The 14,699-nt window shown below is 49.5% G+C and carries 17 protein-coding genes; 6 read left to right on the forward strand and 11 right to left on the reverse strand.

What is annotated here, in order from left to right; translation table 11 throughout:
• Positions 1-3 precede the first annotated feature (3 nt).
• The 3 genes from AC3QL0_RS08935 to AC3QL0_RS08945 form a co-directional block, all read right to left on the reverse strand.
• The gene (locus AC3QL0_RS08935; protein WP_493008163.1) at positions 4-591 is read right to left on the reverse strand and encodes a TetR/AcrR family transcriptional regulator; all 588 of its coding nucleotides are present in this window, start codon (positions 589-591) and stop codon (positions 4-6) included.
• A gap of 39 nt (positions 592-630) precedes the next feature.
• Positions 631-984, reverse strand: a complete 354-nt coding sequence (locus AC3QL0_RS08940; protein WP_493008164.1) for a hypothetical protein — start codon at positions 982-984, stop codon at positions 631-633.
• Positions 985-1,059: 75 nt separating this feature from the next.
• The gene (locus AC3QL0_RS08945; RefSeq protein WP_493008165.1) at positions 1,060-1,794 is read right to left on the reverse strand and encodes a siderophore-interacting protein; all 735 of its coding nucleotides are present in this window, start codon (positions 1,792-1,794) and stop codon (positions 1,060-1,062) included.
• A 96-nt stretch (positions 1,795-1,890) separates the two neighbouring features.
• Between AC3QL0_RS08945 and AC3QL0_RS08950 the strand changes: the two genes are divergently transcribed.
• Positions 1,891-2,532 carry a TetR/AcrR family transcriptional regulator gene (locus tag AC3QL0_RS08950; protein WP_493008166.1) on the forward strand — a complete coding sequence of 214 codons (642 nt, stop codon included), beginning with the start codon at positions 1,891-1,893 and terminating at the stop codon, positions 2,530-2,532.
• 25 nt (positions 2,533-2,557) lie between these two features.
• Here the strand turns inward: AC3QL0_RS08950 and AC3QL0_RS08955 are convergent, their stop codons facing one another.
• The 3 genes from AC3QL0_RS08955 to AC3QL0_RS08965 are packed head-to-tail and all read right to left on the reverse strand — an operon-like array spanning position 2,558 to position 6,486.
• A complete protein-coding gene (locus tag AC3QL0_RS08955; RefSeq protein ID WP_493008167.1) occupies positions 2,558-3,454 on the reverse strand; it encodes a CobW family GTP-binding protein in 897 nt (298 codons plus the stop codon).
• On the reverse strand, positions 3,435-5,066 hold the full coding sequence (locus tag AC3QL0_RS08960; protein WP_493008168.1) for an amidohydrolase: 1,632 nt from the start codon (positions 5,064-5,066) through the stop codon (positions 3,435-3,437). Before AC3QL0_RS08960 ends, AC3QL0_RS08955 begins: the two co-directional genes overlap by 20 nt.
• A gap of 7 nt (positions 5,067-5,073) precedes the next feature.
• Positions 5,074-6,486 (reverse strand): sodium/glutamate symporter, encoded by a 1,413-nt coding sequence (locus AC3QL0_RS08965; RefSeq protein WP_493008169.1) that lies wholly within the window; start codon positions 6,484-6,486, stop codon positions 5,074-5,076.
• A gap of 422 nt (positions 6,487-6,908) precedes the next feature.
• Between AC3QL0_RS08965 and AC3QL0_RS08970 the strand changes: the two genes are divergently transcribed.
• On the forward strand, positions 6,909-7,595 hold the full coding sequence (locus AC3QL0_RS08970; protein WP_493008170.1) for an O-methyltransferase: 687 nt from the start codon (positions 6,909-6,911) through the stop codon (positions 7,593-7,595).
• A 31-nt stretch (positions 7,596-7,626) separates the two neighbouring features.
• Here the strand turns inward: AC3QL0_RS08970 and AC3QL0_RS08975 are convergent, their stop codons facing one another.
• Positions 7,627-8,802 carry a benzoate/H(+) symporter BenE family transporter gene (locus tag AC3QL0_RS08975; protein WP_493008171.1) on the reverse strand — a complete coding sequence of 392 codons (1,176 nt, stop codon included), beginning with the start codon at positions 8,800-8,802 and terminating at the stop codon, positions 7,627-7,629.
• Between the two features lie 102 nt (positions 8,803-8,904).
• Here AC3QL0_RS08975 and AC3QL0_RS08980 point away from each other — a divergent pair, with 102 nt between their 5' ends.
• On the forward strand, positions 8,905-9,480 hold the full coding sequence (locus AC3QL0_RS08980) for a helix-turn-helix domain-containing protein (protein ID WP_493008172.1): 576 nt from the start codon (positions 8,905-8,907) through the stop codon (positions 9,478-9,480).
• Positions 9,481-9,484: 4 nt separating this feature from the next.
• Here AC3QL0_RS08980 and AC3QL0_RS08985 read toward each other — a convergent pair whose 3' ends face one another.
• Positions 9,485-10,297 carry a class I SAM-dependent methyltransferase gene (locus AC3QL0_RS08985; protein ID WP_493008173.1) on the reverse strand — a complete coding sequence of 271 codons (813 nt, stop codon included), beginning with the start codon at positions 10,295-10,297 and terminating at the stop codon, positions 9,485-9,487.
• A gap of 206 nt (positions 10,298-10,503) precedes the next feature.
• On the opposite strand from AC3QL0_RS08985, the gene AC3QL0_RS08990 reads away from it, so the two are divergent.
• From AC3QL0_RS08990 to AC3QL0_RS09000, 3 genes are all read left to right on the forward strand, one after another.
• Entirely contained in the window at positions 10,504-11,034 is a 531-nt protein-coding gene (locus AC3QL0_RS08990; protein ID WP_493008174.1) for a dihydrofolate reductase family protein, read from the forward strand.
• Between the two features lies 1 nt (position 11,035).
• The gene (locus AC3QL0_RS08995) at positions 11,036-11,596 is read left to right on the forward strand and encodes a TetR/AcrR family transcriptional regulator (RefSeq protein ID WP_493008175.1); all 561 of its coding nucleotides are present in this window, start codon (positions 11,036-11,038) and stop codon (positions 11,594-11,596) included.
• Positions 11,597-11,684: 88 nt separating this feature from the next.
• On the forward strand, positions 11,685-12,320 hold the full coding sequence (locus AC3QL0_RS09000; protein WP_493008176.1) for an alpha-ketoglutarate-dependent dioxygenase AlkB family protein: 636 nt from the start codon (positions 11,685-11,687) through the stop codon (positions 12,318-12,320).
• 8 nt (positions 12,321-12,328) lie between these two features.
• Here AC3QL0_RS09000 and AC3QL0_RS09005 read toward each other — a convergent pair whose 3' ends face one another.
• From AC3QL0_RS09005 to AC3QL0_RS09015, 3 genes are all read right to left on the reverse strand, one after another.
• A complete protein-coding gene (locus AC3QL0_RS09005) occupies positions 12,329-13,513 on the reverse strand; it encodes a Bcr/CflA family efflux MFS transporter (protein WP_493008177.1) in 1,185 nt (394 codons plus the stop codon).
• Positions 13,514-13,530: 17 nt separating this feature from the next.
• Positions 13,531-13,971, reverse strand: coding sequence for a MarR family winged helix-turn-helix transcriptional regulator (locus AC3QL0_RS09010; protein WP_493008178.1), 441 nt, complete (start codon positions 13,969-13,971; stop codon positions 13,531-13,533).
• Between the two features lie 177 nt (positions 13,972-14,148).
• Complete coding sequence (locus AC3QL0_RS09015) at positions 14,149-14,613, reverse strand: DMT family transporter (protein WP_493008179.1); 465 nt, start codon at positions 14,611-14,613, stop codon at positions 14,149-14,151.
• Positions 14,614-14,699: the final 86 nt, after the last annotated feature.

Genomic DNA, 14,699 nt, shown 5'->3' on the forward strand with positions numbered 1-14,699 from the left:
CGGCTATTTAGGCTGCAGCAATTGCGCGCGAGCCGCCGACAACAGTTCATCGGATAGTGCCGTACCTTCGGTTGCACGCGCCAACAACATCGCCCCCACCAACGTAGACAACTGTTCTAGTGCCTGCTGCCGAGCAGCCTCTGAGGTATTGGCCTCAGGCTGCAAGGTACTGAGCACATCCACCAACTGCTCCAAACCTTCGTGAAACGCATCACGTACAGGCTTGCTACTGTCTTCACGAGATACATCCACCACCAACGACGCTAAGGGGCAGCCGGTGCTAGGCTCAGTACGGTGCTTATCGTGCAAATAGCCATTGATGAGTGCATTACGCGCAGCCACAGCATCATCCATAGCCGCTACCCGCTTTTTCCACTTAGCCGCAGAACCTTCAAAAGCTTTGGCACAGGCAATAGCGGCTAGCTCGTCTTTAGATTTGAAATGCCCATAAAAACCGCCGTGCGTTAGCCCCGCTGCTCGCATGACATCGGCAACGCTCACACTTAAGCCTCTCTCTCTAAAGAGCTTAGAAGAGGCCTCTTCAATAGCAAGACGGTTTTTTTCGGTTTCAGCTCTGGAGACTCGTGGCATAGCAAATCTATAGAAGACAGTAACGTACTGCCACAGCGCTTACTGCGGCAGCACACGTAGAAGAATAAATACCAGCAAAATAAGGATGCCTAACCCTATGTGTGCAAACCATGCCGCACAACCCAGATATCTTAACTGCTTATAGTTAGGAAAGGCTTGCGCGACCTCAAGCGGTGGCTCAGTGGTTCTATAGAGTGCATGCGCTGGGGCATAACGACAACGAGATAACGCAAACACGAAGTACCAATCTGGCGCTGCAGACGTTAAGCCAAACTGTTGCTTATGCTGATTCATGGCGTTCAATAAATCACCTACTTTTGTCTGTACAAATACAGAAAACAGTAGCAATAGCACGGCGTAGCCAAGTACAAAATAGCCCAGATACTCTCTCATTTCTTACCCAGAGTCAGTTAGCACCGCCAGTGTGAGCCATGCTTGCCCATAAGTGTAGCAGGCTCACACGGTGACTTAACCTTCTCTGTGATCGGCTTTGCCTACTTTCCAATACCCTTCGGTACAAACGCGATGACGCTCTAGATAGCGTTCACGTACATAATGCGCACGTAATTCTTTAGCGATGCGAGATTCTCCTGCCACCCATACATACCCCGGCCCCAACGGAAACGGTCTGTATAGCACACGTTGCCCTAAGGCCAATCCAGGTCGCTGGCGCGGCTCTAGCCACACTACGCTTAGGGCTGCCGGGCTTTGAATGGCTTGTTGGTCTTCTGGTGTAGGTACTTCCACATACACTCTTGCCCGTACATTCGCAGGCAAGTTAGCTGCAATATTTTGTATGGCAGGTAATGCAGTGACGTCCCCTGCCAAAATTACCCACGCTGCATCGTCTGGCAACGCAAAACCACCCGCTCTTGGGCCAGCCAAGGTAATGCGTTCACCTTTTTGCGCATGAAATGCCCAGCTCGATGCCGGACTGTAGGAATCCTCTTTGTGGTGCAACACAAAGTCCAGATCCAGTGTTTGGCTTTCTCGGTTAATTTGCCTAATGGTGTAGGCTCTCCCTTCCCCGCTAGGTAAAAACACTTTCACCCATGCGGCGGGAGTCTCCACGCCCTCGGTACATAAGAAGCTCTCCAATGCCGCGCCACCTACGGTGATGCGTTGCATATGGGGAGTCAGGTGTTTGACCGCGACCACCTCGGCTTCAACGCGAGGAATGATGGGTCTAACCATGTCATCCATCGCTCACTCCTTCATAAAAACAAATATGAGTAATTACTCAGCCCCTCTATAATATAAGCCTTTACTCGCATTTAATACTCGCATTCCTCTACGTGTATGAAAAGCCCATTACAGCCTAGAAAACTTCCACTACAAGCACGCTCTAAAGCACTGGTTACCGCTATTTTGGATGCCACCGCTCAGGTTTTAGTCGAGCGCGGTTACGCGGGTACAAGTACCAACGCAATAGCCGCGCGCGCAGGGGTAAGCATTGGCTCGGTCTACCAATACTTTCCAAACAAAGACTCATTAATTGCTGCATTACGAGAAAGGCATGCGACAGACTTATATGACACGCTAGAGTCGGTACTATCTAGTCGTAACCCGCAAACTCTAGACGAAAAGCTAGCAGCCATTGTGCACGGCTGGATGATTGCACATCAACTAGAGCCTGATCTGCACCGCGTGGTAGAACAAGAATTTCCTTTTTTCGAGCGTGCCAATCATGATGAGCTGCCTATTTATCGCAGCATTGTGGAACGCGTGCGCCAGCTCTTGGAAGACCACCGCGAGCACTTGCTGCCCGAGGACTTAGACCTTGCTACGTGGATGGTGCTGCAAACGATCGAATCTCTGATTCATGCCGCTACCACTACTACGCCGTTGCCTCCCCATGCTCCTATGGCCATAGAGCAGCAAATCGTGAATTTATTAGTCCGATACTTACAAGTTCAGCCTACACCAATGGCTGCCACATAACGCATTATCTGGCAGCCATGTTGCGTTACTGCGTAGAGGACGTCTTTTTCATTTGCTGCTGGATGATCTGTAGCGCACGTTCTGAGGACGCAATAAATACCAGCTGTGTCATCGCTGGAGGCGGATCACAGGGCGTTAACCTACATTGCCCACCAGTGTAGTGCAGCACATAGGCTTTGCCATCCTGCTCGTCAATGAGCCGCCCTTTGACTCTATACAACACGGCAGCCCACTCTTCTAAGCATTCCAACAAGGCTGACAACAAAATGGGTTGGTGACTTTCTATGGTGCAACCATGCCACCCACCAACTTGCAGTGATGTCGGTGTAATAGCCGCAGAAAACGCTATCTCGTCAGAGGCTTTGTGCGTGTCGTAATGCAGTATGGCCTCGCTGGTTTTCAAGACTGTTTCCAATGCAGTTGGCAAACATTCACGATCCGCATACCTATTCAACACTAACTGCGTGGCGCTTTGTATTTGCTGGCGCCACACCGTATTGACCTGTGAGTCTTCGCTGTAACGCTGTGCTTGAGACACATCCACAAAACACCAGATATCTTGCAAGCGCAACCTAGACGACACACGTACCATGTCAGCCACTCTCCCCGCATTGGCCACGCCACTCACTTCCATATAAAGCGCACCAGGCGCTGGCTGCATACGACTGATTTCGGCTAGTTTTTCAGCCATGCTGCCCCCTAAGGTGCAGCATACACAGCCGTTATTGAGACGCACAATCTTATCGTCTTGATAGGCAATCAACGATGCATCAATATTGATCTGCCCAAAATCATTTACCACCACTAAACTGTTATCAGGTACACCCTCTTGCAGTAGGCGGTTTAACCACGTAGTTTTACCCGCCCCTAAGAAACCCGTCAGAATGATGGTGGGTATAGTGTCACGCAACGGTGTTCTCATGCACGCACCCTCCTACTACCGTCGCTCGCACCTGCATGTCTGGCAATGCATCTGCATCGCTATCAAACAAGTCATGATCCAAAACGACCATATCGGCATATTTTCCTACTTCTAAACTGCCCACTTTGTCGTCCATACGCAAGGTATAGGCAGCGCCCAATGTGGCTGCATACAAGGCCTGCTCCATAGTTAGGCCGTCATGTGCTCCCAGCTTATGACCGCTTGCGGTATGTCTACGGATGGCACACCACATAGAAAACAATGGCCCTAACGGTGTGACCGGCGCATCGGAGTGCATGGCGACTGGAATACCCATATCTAACGCCGAGCGCAACGGTTGCATACGACGGCTACGGCTATATCCCAACGTTTTACTACGGTGCACATCACCCCAGTAATAGATGTGATTCACAAACATGTTCAGACACACACCTAACTTTGCTGCCCTACGCATTTGCGCTTGGCTGATAAACTGGCAGTGCTGCAAGGTATGGCGATGATCGGCTCGATACCATAGTGTTTGAGCCTCTTCAATGGCATCCAAAATCAGTTCTACGGCTTCATCGCCATTGGTATGTATATGCAGTTGCAATCCAGACTGATGGTAATCCAGCACCATCTGCTTCAGGCTTTCTGGTGGCGCATTCCAAATACCGTTCTCATGGCCATTGTGATAGCCGGGCCACAGCATACGGGCTGAGAACCCCTGTATAGAACCATCCGTCATGATTTTGACTAAGCCAAAATGCAGCTTGTCGTTATTATCACGTTGGCACGCTTGCACTCTGGCAATACCTTCTTGGTTTTCCCATTCAAGCGCCGCCATTGCTGGCACTAAACGTACTGCATAATCGGCTTGCGCAGAGGCATCGCGCAGCACCTGTACCCCTGTATCGCTTAATGGGTTATACAAATCGGTGATGGTGGTAATACCCGTACGTTGCGCTGCACGCGCATAACGCTCTAAGGTTTGTGGGCTATCAACCTCGGAAAATAAACTGCTGCCCAGTGCCTCGAATACGGCAAACATAGCTGCCATTTCACGCAACTCGCCATTAGGTTTGCCCTCTTTACCTAGCATCACTCCTTCAATCGTCGTGTTTTGCTCGAGCGTAGTTTGGCCCAACATGGCACTATTCACAGTCATCAAATGCAGGTTGGCATGCATGATAACCACAGGCCTGTCACTGATCACTGCATCAATCACCTGTCTATCTAACCTATCACCCTCAAAATAAACCGGGTCAAAACCCCACGCTACCAACGGCTCACCCGTAGGTAATTGCTTGGCATACTCTGCTAGGGTCTGCTGTATTTGTGTCAAACTTTGACACCCTGGCCAACGCTTACCTTCGGGATCGTGGCGTGGGAAATACCCCAAATACAAGTATTTCCACATCGCCCCCTCTAGTGCATGACTATGGCCTTCTACAAAACCAGGGTATATGTACTGATTCGCGAACCGCGTATCTACTGTTGCCTCACCCAGATCTTTCAACTCTTCTAACGGCCCTACGCCTAGTACTTTGCCGTCTTTCACCGCTATGTGTGTAGCCGTGGGTAAAGAAGGATCCATCGTGATAATACGTTTTGCGGCAAAAATAGTTAGCATGGTTTTCTTACTCTCCTACAACAACATTGGATTTAGCAAAGCCTACTGAAGACGATTTCTTTTTCAGCATCAACAAGGGCATTAGCGCCAGTGGGATAAAGGTAGTCGCAGCAAACACCAACAAATACGTGTTTGGGCTCAAACTTGGCGCAATAGGCGTCACGATATACAGCACGGGCAAATTGATGAGCACGATAGCCAAGTTAAAAAAGGCCAACTCTTTACCTACCGAGGTGCTAAAGTCGGCATCTACCAACCGCAGTAGCAATAACCCTGTACCCGTAGAACCAGTGCAGCAACCGAATGAGGTAATAGCGCGCTCTGGCCCCAGCTTGCCGCTGAGTTTGCCGCAGTACCAGCACAAAATAAACGTGGCGATAGTCACTGCTACTGACACCAATAGAATCGGTACCAACAGGGAATACAGCACGGCAAACGCAATACTCATGATGGTACCTACCACCATAAAATCCACCGAAGCCCCCGTAATGCGCTTCATAGTTTCATCGTCTACAAAGTGCGACCATCCCATTTTGTCTATTACCATGCGCATCAAAACGCACACGATCATGCCATGCACAAAAAACATGTTGTGACTGAACAGAACCTCTAGACTCACCCCCCACGGTGCTTTACCTGCCACCACGCCTTGCATGAAATACAGCCATACATAGGTGATACCATAGGCAACCCCCAGCAACCCCAAATGCCAAGCAAAGCTGTCCATATTGGCGCTATGGCTCACTTCACGTGTGGTGGTGTGGCCATTTTCTTTTTGATAAAAACCCTGTAAGAAAGTCTGATCTATAGAGGACTTCTTATTCAGGTTCATGCCTTTACGGATGATGCGCTGTGCAGCCGGAACACCCACCACAAACGCTGCTAAAAATCCCAAAGACGCATAAATCAGCCCCACTTGCGCAGCATTAGTAATACCGTACTCTTGCTCCCAAATCGTGCCGTACGTCAGTGCTTGACCAGGGCCTTGGGTAAAACCATGGGTAATCAATGCCCCCAACATGGGGCCTACTTGGCTACCTGTGAACTGGTCATAGAGCACAATCATTCCGTAGCCTATCAAGACCTGCAAACCCAAACTTGAGGTCCAAATCAAGCTAAGCCACATCCCACCTTTGGCAACGCTGCCACCCGACAGGGATTTATCTTTACTGCTACCTGTCAAACACAACGACATGAAACTTAAGGTGAAAAAGTGGAAAGTCAGGCTATTGAAATCCGTGGGCGTATAGCCAGGTATCCAATCTAAGGACAGCAAGATAAAGCCAATTAGACCACCCAAAATACTGGCGGGAATCAGTGTTTTTTGCAGGATGGGAATATGTCTACGCAATATTCCCCCTAAGGCCAACATTCCCGCTATCAGCGCAAATGCAATAATGCCGTGAAAAGAGTTTCCCATCACTGCCTCCTATTATTTATCGAGATATTTTGTTTTGTTATTTTGTTTACAGCACTATTATGGGTACTAAATAACCAGAGTTACACACGTAGTAACCCCAATATTTCTCATAAAACAAAACAAAAAGTTTCTATATATAAGAATATGGGTAAGTAAAAAACGTATTCCTGATTCTATCCATGACGTTATTGCTTGAAACAATTACTCTTTTTACTTTGGAGCCCAGTAACACACACCTGTTCATGGCGATGAAGCGCTGCGAACAAAACTACGCATTTCTGACAGAGTCGTGCTTCTTAGGTACTGAAACCTTAGCCCTACATACTTTGTGGGACTTTGAGGGTCACCTTCATACACTTGTATAGTAAGAGGCCTATAGTTCTTGTTTCAGCCTCCCTCATTCCTTTCTAAAGGTCTCTGTTATGCGTGCACACGACTACCCCACCCCAAGCATTGACGAATGTATCGCCGTAGATCAGTACTTTGCCAACCGGTTAGCACCCTCAGATTCAGTGCTGCAGCACGTACTGGCAGCCAATGCAGCGGCAGGTATGCCACCGCATGATGTTGCTGCTGTACAAGGCCAATTTCTGGCTGTGATGGTGCAAATTTGCCAGGCTAAACGCGTGCTAGAGATAGGCACCTTAGGCGGATACAGCACGATCTGCATGGCGCGCGCTTTGCCTGAAGGTGGGCGTATTACTACCATTGATAACAATGCTAGTTTTGCCGCTGTTGCCAAAAACAACTTCGCCCTTGCTGGCATGAGCGAGCGCATAGATCAACAGGTAGGCACAGCGCTAGACGTACTGGCCAACCTGGAAGGCCCGTTTGATCTGATCTTTATCGACGCAGACAAGCCTAATAACCCGGCGTATCTGGATGCTGTCCTGAAGCTCAGCCGCGTAGGCACTACGATTATTGGCGACAACGTCGTGCGTGGCGGCGCAGTATCTAACACCAACAGTGCCGACCCTAACGTGCTGGGCGTACAGCATTTCTTGCAAAAACTCGCCAACAACCCCAGCCTAAACAGCACAGCGCTACAAACCGTAGGTGAAAAAGGCTGGGATGGGTTTTCGCTTACCGTAGTAAACGCCTTACCCTAATCACAGCCCACCGCACGCCCATATACCTTATTTAGGCGGATCGTCTGCGCATAATGAAGTAGGTCAATCCGCCGCCCACCATGCCCCAAAAGGCAGAACTAATTCCCCACAAACTCAAGCCTGATGCCGTCACTAAAAACGTAATAACGGCGGCATCTCTACGCTCTTCATCTTTCATCGCTAAGGTCACGCTGCTGGTGAATGTGCCTAATAGCGCCAAACCTGCAATGCTTTTAATAAAGGCCTCAGGCAAGTTGCTAAATAGCACGCCAATAGAGGCACCAAATATCCCCGCCAATATGTAGAAAACACCGGCACACGCTGCTGCCATATAGCGGCGCGACTGGTCTGCATGCGCTTCTGGACCTAAACAAAATGCCGCAGAAATAGCAGCAATACATACGCTGAATCCCCCCAACGGCGACAACACTAATGACAGCAATGCCGTAATGGAAATTAAGGGCGAAATACGTGGCGTATAGCCAAAAGCCTGCAACGTGGCTATGCCAGGGGCATTTTGTGATCCCATACTCACAATGAAAAACGGAATACCCACACCTACTAGTGATGCCCACTCAAATTTAGGCGTGACCCAACTAGGCCAACTCACTACATCTTGATGGCTGAAATCTATGCCTTTCATCTTTCCAGCCGCTAATATCACCCCTACTAACAGCGTCAACACAATGGCGTATCGCGGCACATAGCGTCTGGACACCAAAAACACCAAACACATCAAGCCACTCATCAGCAAATCCAGCTCGAATGCCAAAAAGGCTTCCAAGCAAAAACGCAGCAAAATACCAGCCAACATGGCGGCAGCCAGCGATTGCGGAATGCGCTGCATGATGCGCGCAAAAACACCCGTAACACCACACAGCAGCATCAAACCAGCTGCAAAAATGAAGATCCCTACCACCTCATTCAGCGACACACCTACTGCACTGGTCGCTAACACCGCCATACCAGGGGTAGACCATGCAGTCAGAATAGGAATGCGGTAATACAACGATAAACCCAAAGAGCTGACACCCATCGCTAGCCCTAACATGGTCAACCACCCACCTATTTCTGATGCCGGAACGCTAGAGGCATTTAACGCTTGCACCACAATAGCAATAGAGCCGGTATAGCCCACTAAAACGGATACAAAGCCTGCCACGACGGCAGAAAACGACAAATGACGCAAAGAAATATGTGGCTGCATGGTTAACCTTGGTTGGACGTTATAACGCACGCACAAAGTATATAACACTGTGCGTTATAACGTACAATGCTTTTTACTTTCCACGAACAAGGGGCTTAAGTCATGCAAAACATGGCGCTTTATCTAGCTCAAACCTTAAAATACCTGCGGCAAGAAAAGCAGTGGAGCCTTAGCCAAGCCGCCGAATACACCGGTGTCAGCAAAGCGATGCTAGGCCAAATAGAACGTGGTGAATCCAGCCCTACGGTAGCGACGCTTTGGAAAATCGCTACAGGCTTTAATGTGCCTTTTTCTACTTTTTTGGAAGAGGAACAGTCTAGATCGCCTTTGCTATTACATAGACAAGGTGCCTTACCCGTTTACGATCAAGCCAATAACCACATGCGCGTCACACCGCTATTTCCCTTTGATCCGCAGTTAGGCTTTGATATTTTCCGCATAGAACTGGCCGCTGGTGCCTACAGTGAGTCCACCGCGCATGAGACCGGTGTGATTGAACACGTCATTGTGCTAGAGGGTGAGCTAGAGCTGCTTGCTGAAGGCGTATGGCACAGCCTCAAAACCGGTGAAGCAGTACGCTTTCAAGCCGACCAACCCCATGCCTATCGCAATAGCAGTGCACAAAAAGTGGTGCTGCATGACCTGATTCACTATCCGTCACGCGGCACCACCTTATAAGGTATTACGCCAGTTTCTGTGAGCAGGTTGCCATGAAAGTAGGCAAGAAGTGATCCACCACAAAGCGTGGATTAGGTTGTTTATCTTCATAAAAACCTGTGAGCACCAAGCCAGCTTGCAACTGGCCACCAAGTTGATCCGTCAAACTGTGGCCAAACACCAAAGCCTGCCCTTGATCCATTTTCTGCTGCAAGCTAGCCGCATCTAAGTCTTTGACGTCAGCATACGGCACACTATAACGAGGACGAATTAAGCCCTCTTCCATCAGTTTGGGGTCGCGGTCGCCAATAAATACAACTGGGTTATAAAAACTGGACAACAACTTGCCACCGGTTTTTAGTACGCGATAGCACTCTTTCCATACAGGCAACACGCTAGGCACATACAAATTGGAAATGGGGTGCACAATCAGGTCAAAACTGTTGTCGGCGAAAGCAGATAAATCCGCCATATCGCTACGTACCAGTTCTAGCGTTAAACCGTCACGCTCGGCCACCATACGATCTTGATCTAGCTGGCCTTCAGAAATATCGACAACCGTCACGTCGGCCCCAGCAGCGGCGAGCACAGGAGCCTGTTGCCCGCCCCCTGATGCCAAGCACAGAATTTTGAGTCCGGCTACAGAGGCTGGTAACCAGCCTGCAGGCATAGGTTGAGGAGTAATGTATACCGTCCACTGCCCTTTTTTGGCCTGCTCAATCACCTCTGACGATACGGGTTGCGACCAGGGGCACTGTTGTTGTACCAGCTTGTTCCATGCCCCACGATTATGTTGCCCCAACTCGTGTTGATCCATGGATGTGTTAGCTTCTGTCATATTTTTGGTTCCTACTGAATAAGCGGTTACGGATCTACGCCGTGCAGTTTGTGCTGCGCAGAGCAAGCACGACTGTGATTTTTCCGTTGACCATCATACGCTTGTCAGCTCGTCGCATGAAAACCACCTTAAGCAAAGTATGGGTTTTATCCTAGTGATTTTTCATTTAACATACACCGTATAATAAATAATCAAGGATCACTATCATGGGTTTCGGAAAAGTCTTTATTGCTACCTCTGTCGATGGTTTTATTGCGCGAGAAGACGGTTCTTTAGACTGGTTGCCTGCTGCGTTGGAAGGCGAAGATTACGGCTACGCTGCCTTAATGGATTCTGTAGATGGCATCATCATGGGGCGATCTACCTACGAAACCGTACTAGGTTTTGGTAAGTGGCCTTTTAGTAAACCGGTGATCGTGCTCAGCCGTACCCTGGGCGCATCAGATGTGCCCGTTACCTTGCGCGAATCAGTGCAAGTATCCAACCTCGCACCGTCTACATTAGTAGCTTCTTTACGCAAACAAGGGTGGAAACACGCGTACATAGACGGCGGCCAAACCATACGCAGCTTTATGGAAGCTGGTGAAGTTTCTGAGCTTACCCTTACCCGTATTCCTATACTGTTAGGCAGCGGCAGGCCTTTATTTGGCCCGTTACCTGAAAGCATGTTGTTGCGCTGTGAGTATTCCAAACACTACCCTAACAGTGTCATCAGCACGCGTTATCACGCCATCTAACATGACAACCTCCACCACTAAACGCGGCCGCCCCTCAAGCGCGCAAAGCTTATCTCGCGAACACGTAATAGACAGCGCGTTAGCCCTGCTGCAAAGCGAGGGGATACAGGCTTTTAGCATTCGCGCGCTGGGCAGACATTTAGGGATCACGCCCATGTCGGTGCTCTATCACGTCACCGACCTCACCACGCTACAACAGCTTCTGGTAGAGCGTGTGCATGGAACCCCCATTGATGTGACCCACGCTACTACCCCGCAACAACGTGTCATAGCGTTGCTACAAGGTTATATGCAACGTGTGCGTACACACCCTGCCCTCACCTTATGCATTTTCAGCTCCCCCGACTTATTTACGCATTCATTGGCGAGTTTTACCCAACAGCTAGAACAAGAAATACGTCAATTCGATGCAGAACCCGCTTTACTGCGCGATATGCTGGTGGACTACACCAATGGATACGCGCTGTCGGTAGCCTTATCACCGACCAATACAACCATCAGCGACCACACCTTTACCGCAGCCCTAGAACGATTGCTGGCCACTACGCCCACTGCGACATAGCAAGAAACAGAGTGTAGACCTTCACCTCTGTGCACTATAAGCTCTTGATACACTACTGCACTGATGATGTTTTTACCCCTGCACCGCTATGTCTACCTCTAATCTGGATCTCTTCGATACCCCTCTGCAGCACACCAACTTACTCCCCTATGACGGTGAGGTGTATTACTACGGAGTAGTGATGGATGCCGCACGTGCTCAAGCGTATTACCAAACACTGCTAGACACGCTGGAATGGAAGCAAGACGAAGCTCTGATTATGGGTGAAACGGTATTCACCAAACGCAAAGTGGCTTGGTATGCCGATCAGCCGTTTCAGTACACCTATTCTAAAAAAACCAAAACGGCGTTGCCATGGCCACCTGTTCTAGAAGAACTTAAAGCGCTGGTAGAAACACAGAGTGGCGAGTGCTACAACGCCTGCTTGGCCAACTTGTACCACTCAGGTGAAGAAGGCATGGCGTGGCACAGTGATGCCGAACGTGATCTAAAGAAAAATGGCGCTATTGCTTCGCTCAGTTTAGGCGCGCAGCGTAAGTTCAGTTTTAAGCACAAAGTCACGGGGCAAACACAGTCCATCGTGTTGGAGCACGGCAGCTTATTGATCATGACAGGTATCACGCAAACGCATTGGCTGCACCGCCTTCCGCCCACACGTACCGTACATCAGCCACGCGTCAACCTCACCTTCAGAACCATAGAAACCGCATCACAACGCCGTTAATAAACGCGTTATGCCAACGCACGTCTAAACGCGAACTGCCCTACCAAACTGGAAATCAGCAAGGTCAGCGCAGCCAACAGCGCATGGTCTGCACCTAAGCCCGTCACCACAGTACAGACGGCCCCTATCATCATTTGACCAAACCCATACAATCCTGAGGCAGCACCCGATAATTCTGGCTGTACGCTAATCACCTGCGTCGCGGCAGCAGGACTGGTCAACCCAGCGGCAATGGAAAACACGATAGCAGGCCCGATAAATAACCCTACGTTCAACTCTACGCTCACACACACTACGAACAGAAATACAGCGCTCACGATGCTCAGCGCATTCGCCCCCAGTAATACCTGACGCAAGGGTAAACGGCGCAACAAAAACCGGGCCAACAAGTTGCCCAAGGCCATCGCCCCAATCACTAACGACAAATAGCCCCCTACTTCCGAGGCCGGCTTATGCAATTGCTCAATAAACACAAACGGGGCTGCTGCCACTACCGCATAAATGGACGTGGTCGCCAAACCGCCACCTACGGCATAGCCTAAAAACACAGGCGAGCGTAGCAAACTCCAGTATTCACGCATCACAGAACGTGTGCGAACGGAAGGCTGACGTGTTTCGGGCAGCAGGAAAATGGTGTAGGCCATATTGGCAATGCCCAGCAAGCACAAGAATACGAATACAGAACGCCAACCCAAATGGTGTACCAGTACCCCACCCAATAATGGTGCTAAACCTGGGCCTATCACCACCATCACATTCATTAATGCCAACCGGCTGGCCACGTCTTGGGCCACACGTGTGGTGTCACGCACAATGACTCGCCCTAACACCATACCCGCGCAACCACCCAAGGCAGCTAATAAACGCAACGCAATCAGGCTCTCTACGCCAGCTACAAATAGCGCAAAAAAACTCGCCAAAATATACAGCGCTAACCCTACCAGTAACGGTTTTCGTCTACCGTATCGGTCTGAAAGAGGACCATATATCAGCTGGCCCACCGCCAAACCTACAATGTAAAAACTAATGGTCATTTGCATTTGCGCAGGTGTAGCCGCTAGGCTTGCAGCCGCATCGGGCAATGCTGGCACAAAGATATGCATGGCCAACGTGCCGCTAAACGTCAGCATAGCCAACCCCCACAAGGGTGGCATGTGCGCATCTGGGATGAGCCACTGTTTAAGTGTACGCATGGCGAGTCTCCGCAAGCTTAACGAGGTTGGCTAAGTAGCTGCAAAATCTGCTGCAACCCCGACTGCGTGCTGGAAAGCAGATCATCAGGGATAGCATCAAATACTTGCTGCAGCACCTGTTGCGATGCCTTTTTAACTTGCAATGCCACCTCAGTTCCGGCCTGCGTCAAATGCAAACGCTTAATACGCCGATCTTGAGTGTCTTCCTGTCGTGTGACATATCCTGCGTGCTGCAATACATCTAGCAATCGCACTACGGAGGACCTATCTAAACCCATGAGTTCAGCCAAGTCATTTTGCGATAACGGTTCAACAGCTCTGAACAGATAAATCAGTGGGCGCCACGTACCTTCAGTCAAACCAAACTCAACCAAGCTTTCATTCATGGTCTTACGCCATACTCGAGTCACCTGCCCTAACAACGAGCCGAAAGCCTCGTATTCCTGGATCATACTCATGATGCACACCAACTGTTGTTATACAAACAGTTTATATTACAACAAATAAAAAACTGGAATACAACACGCAATGCAGTCGTTATTGCGCTGCTACTACAGTACGCAAAAGCACACGAAGTACAGCGGTAGAAACAAAAAAGCGGGCTATAAAGCCCGCTCATCACACTTTGAATATCACTAGGGAGTAAAACGTTGCACTACCATAACGCCCGCGAAAATCATCACTACACCTATCACACGGCCTACATTCACTTCTTTGATAGGCAAACCCATCAGCCCAAAGTGATCAATCAACATCGCGACCAGTATCTGCCCCGCAATGGCACTGATCATAAAACCGGTAGCTCCCAGTCTAGGTGTAATCAATAGCGCCGCGGTAATAAATATCACCCCAGATAACCCACCCGTCCATACCCAGAATGGCGCTTGCAAAGCTTGCTCTATCTTTGGAAGCGGCGCACGGAACAATAGCAACAGCGGTATCACTGCCAGTAAGCTCACGCATAAGGACGTCACCGTCGCCCACAGCGGATGCCCTAGCATGCGCCCCAACAGCGCATTACTACCCGACTGAAATGGCACTACCGCACCGGCAATTAACGCCGCACCTAATAACAACGCATGATAGAGAGAAGCATTCATTTTGCTCTAGACCCTTACAGAATGTTCATATGTTGAATACAGTCTAATGTATATATAATATGAATTGAAATTCTAATTATCTAGTA

This window comes from Paenalcaligenes sp. GW821-LYS-B07-1, from assembly GCF_058803365.1.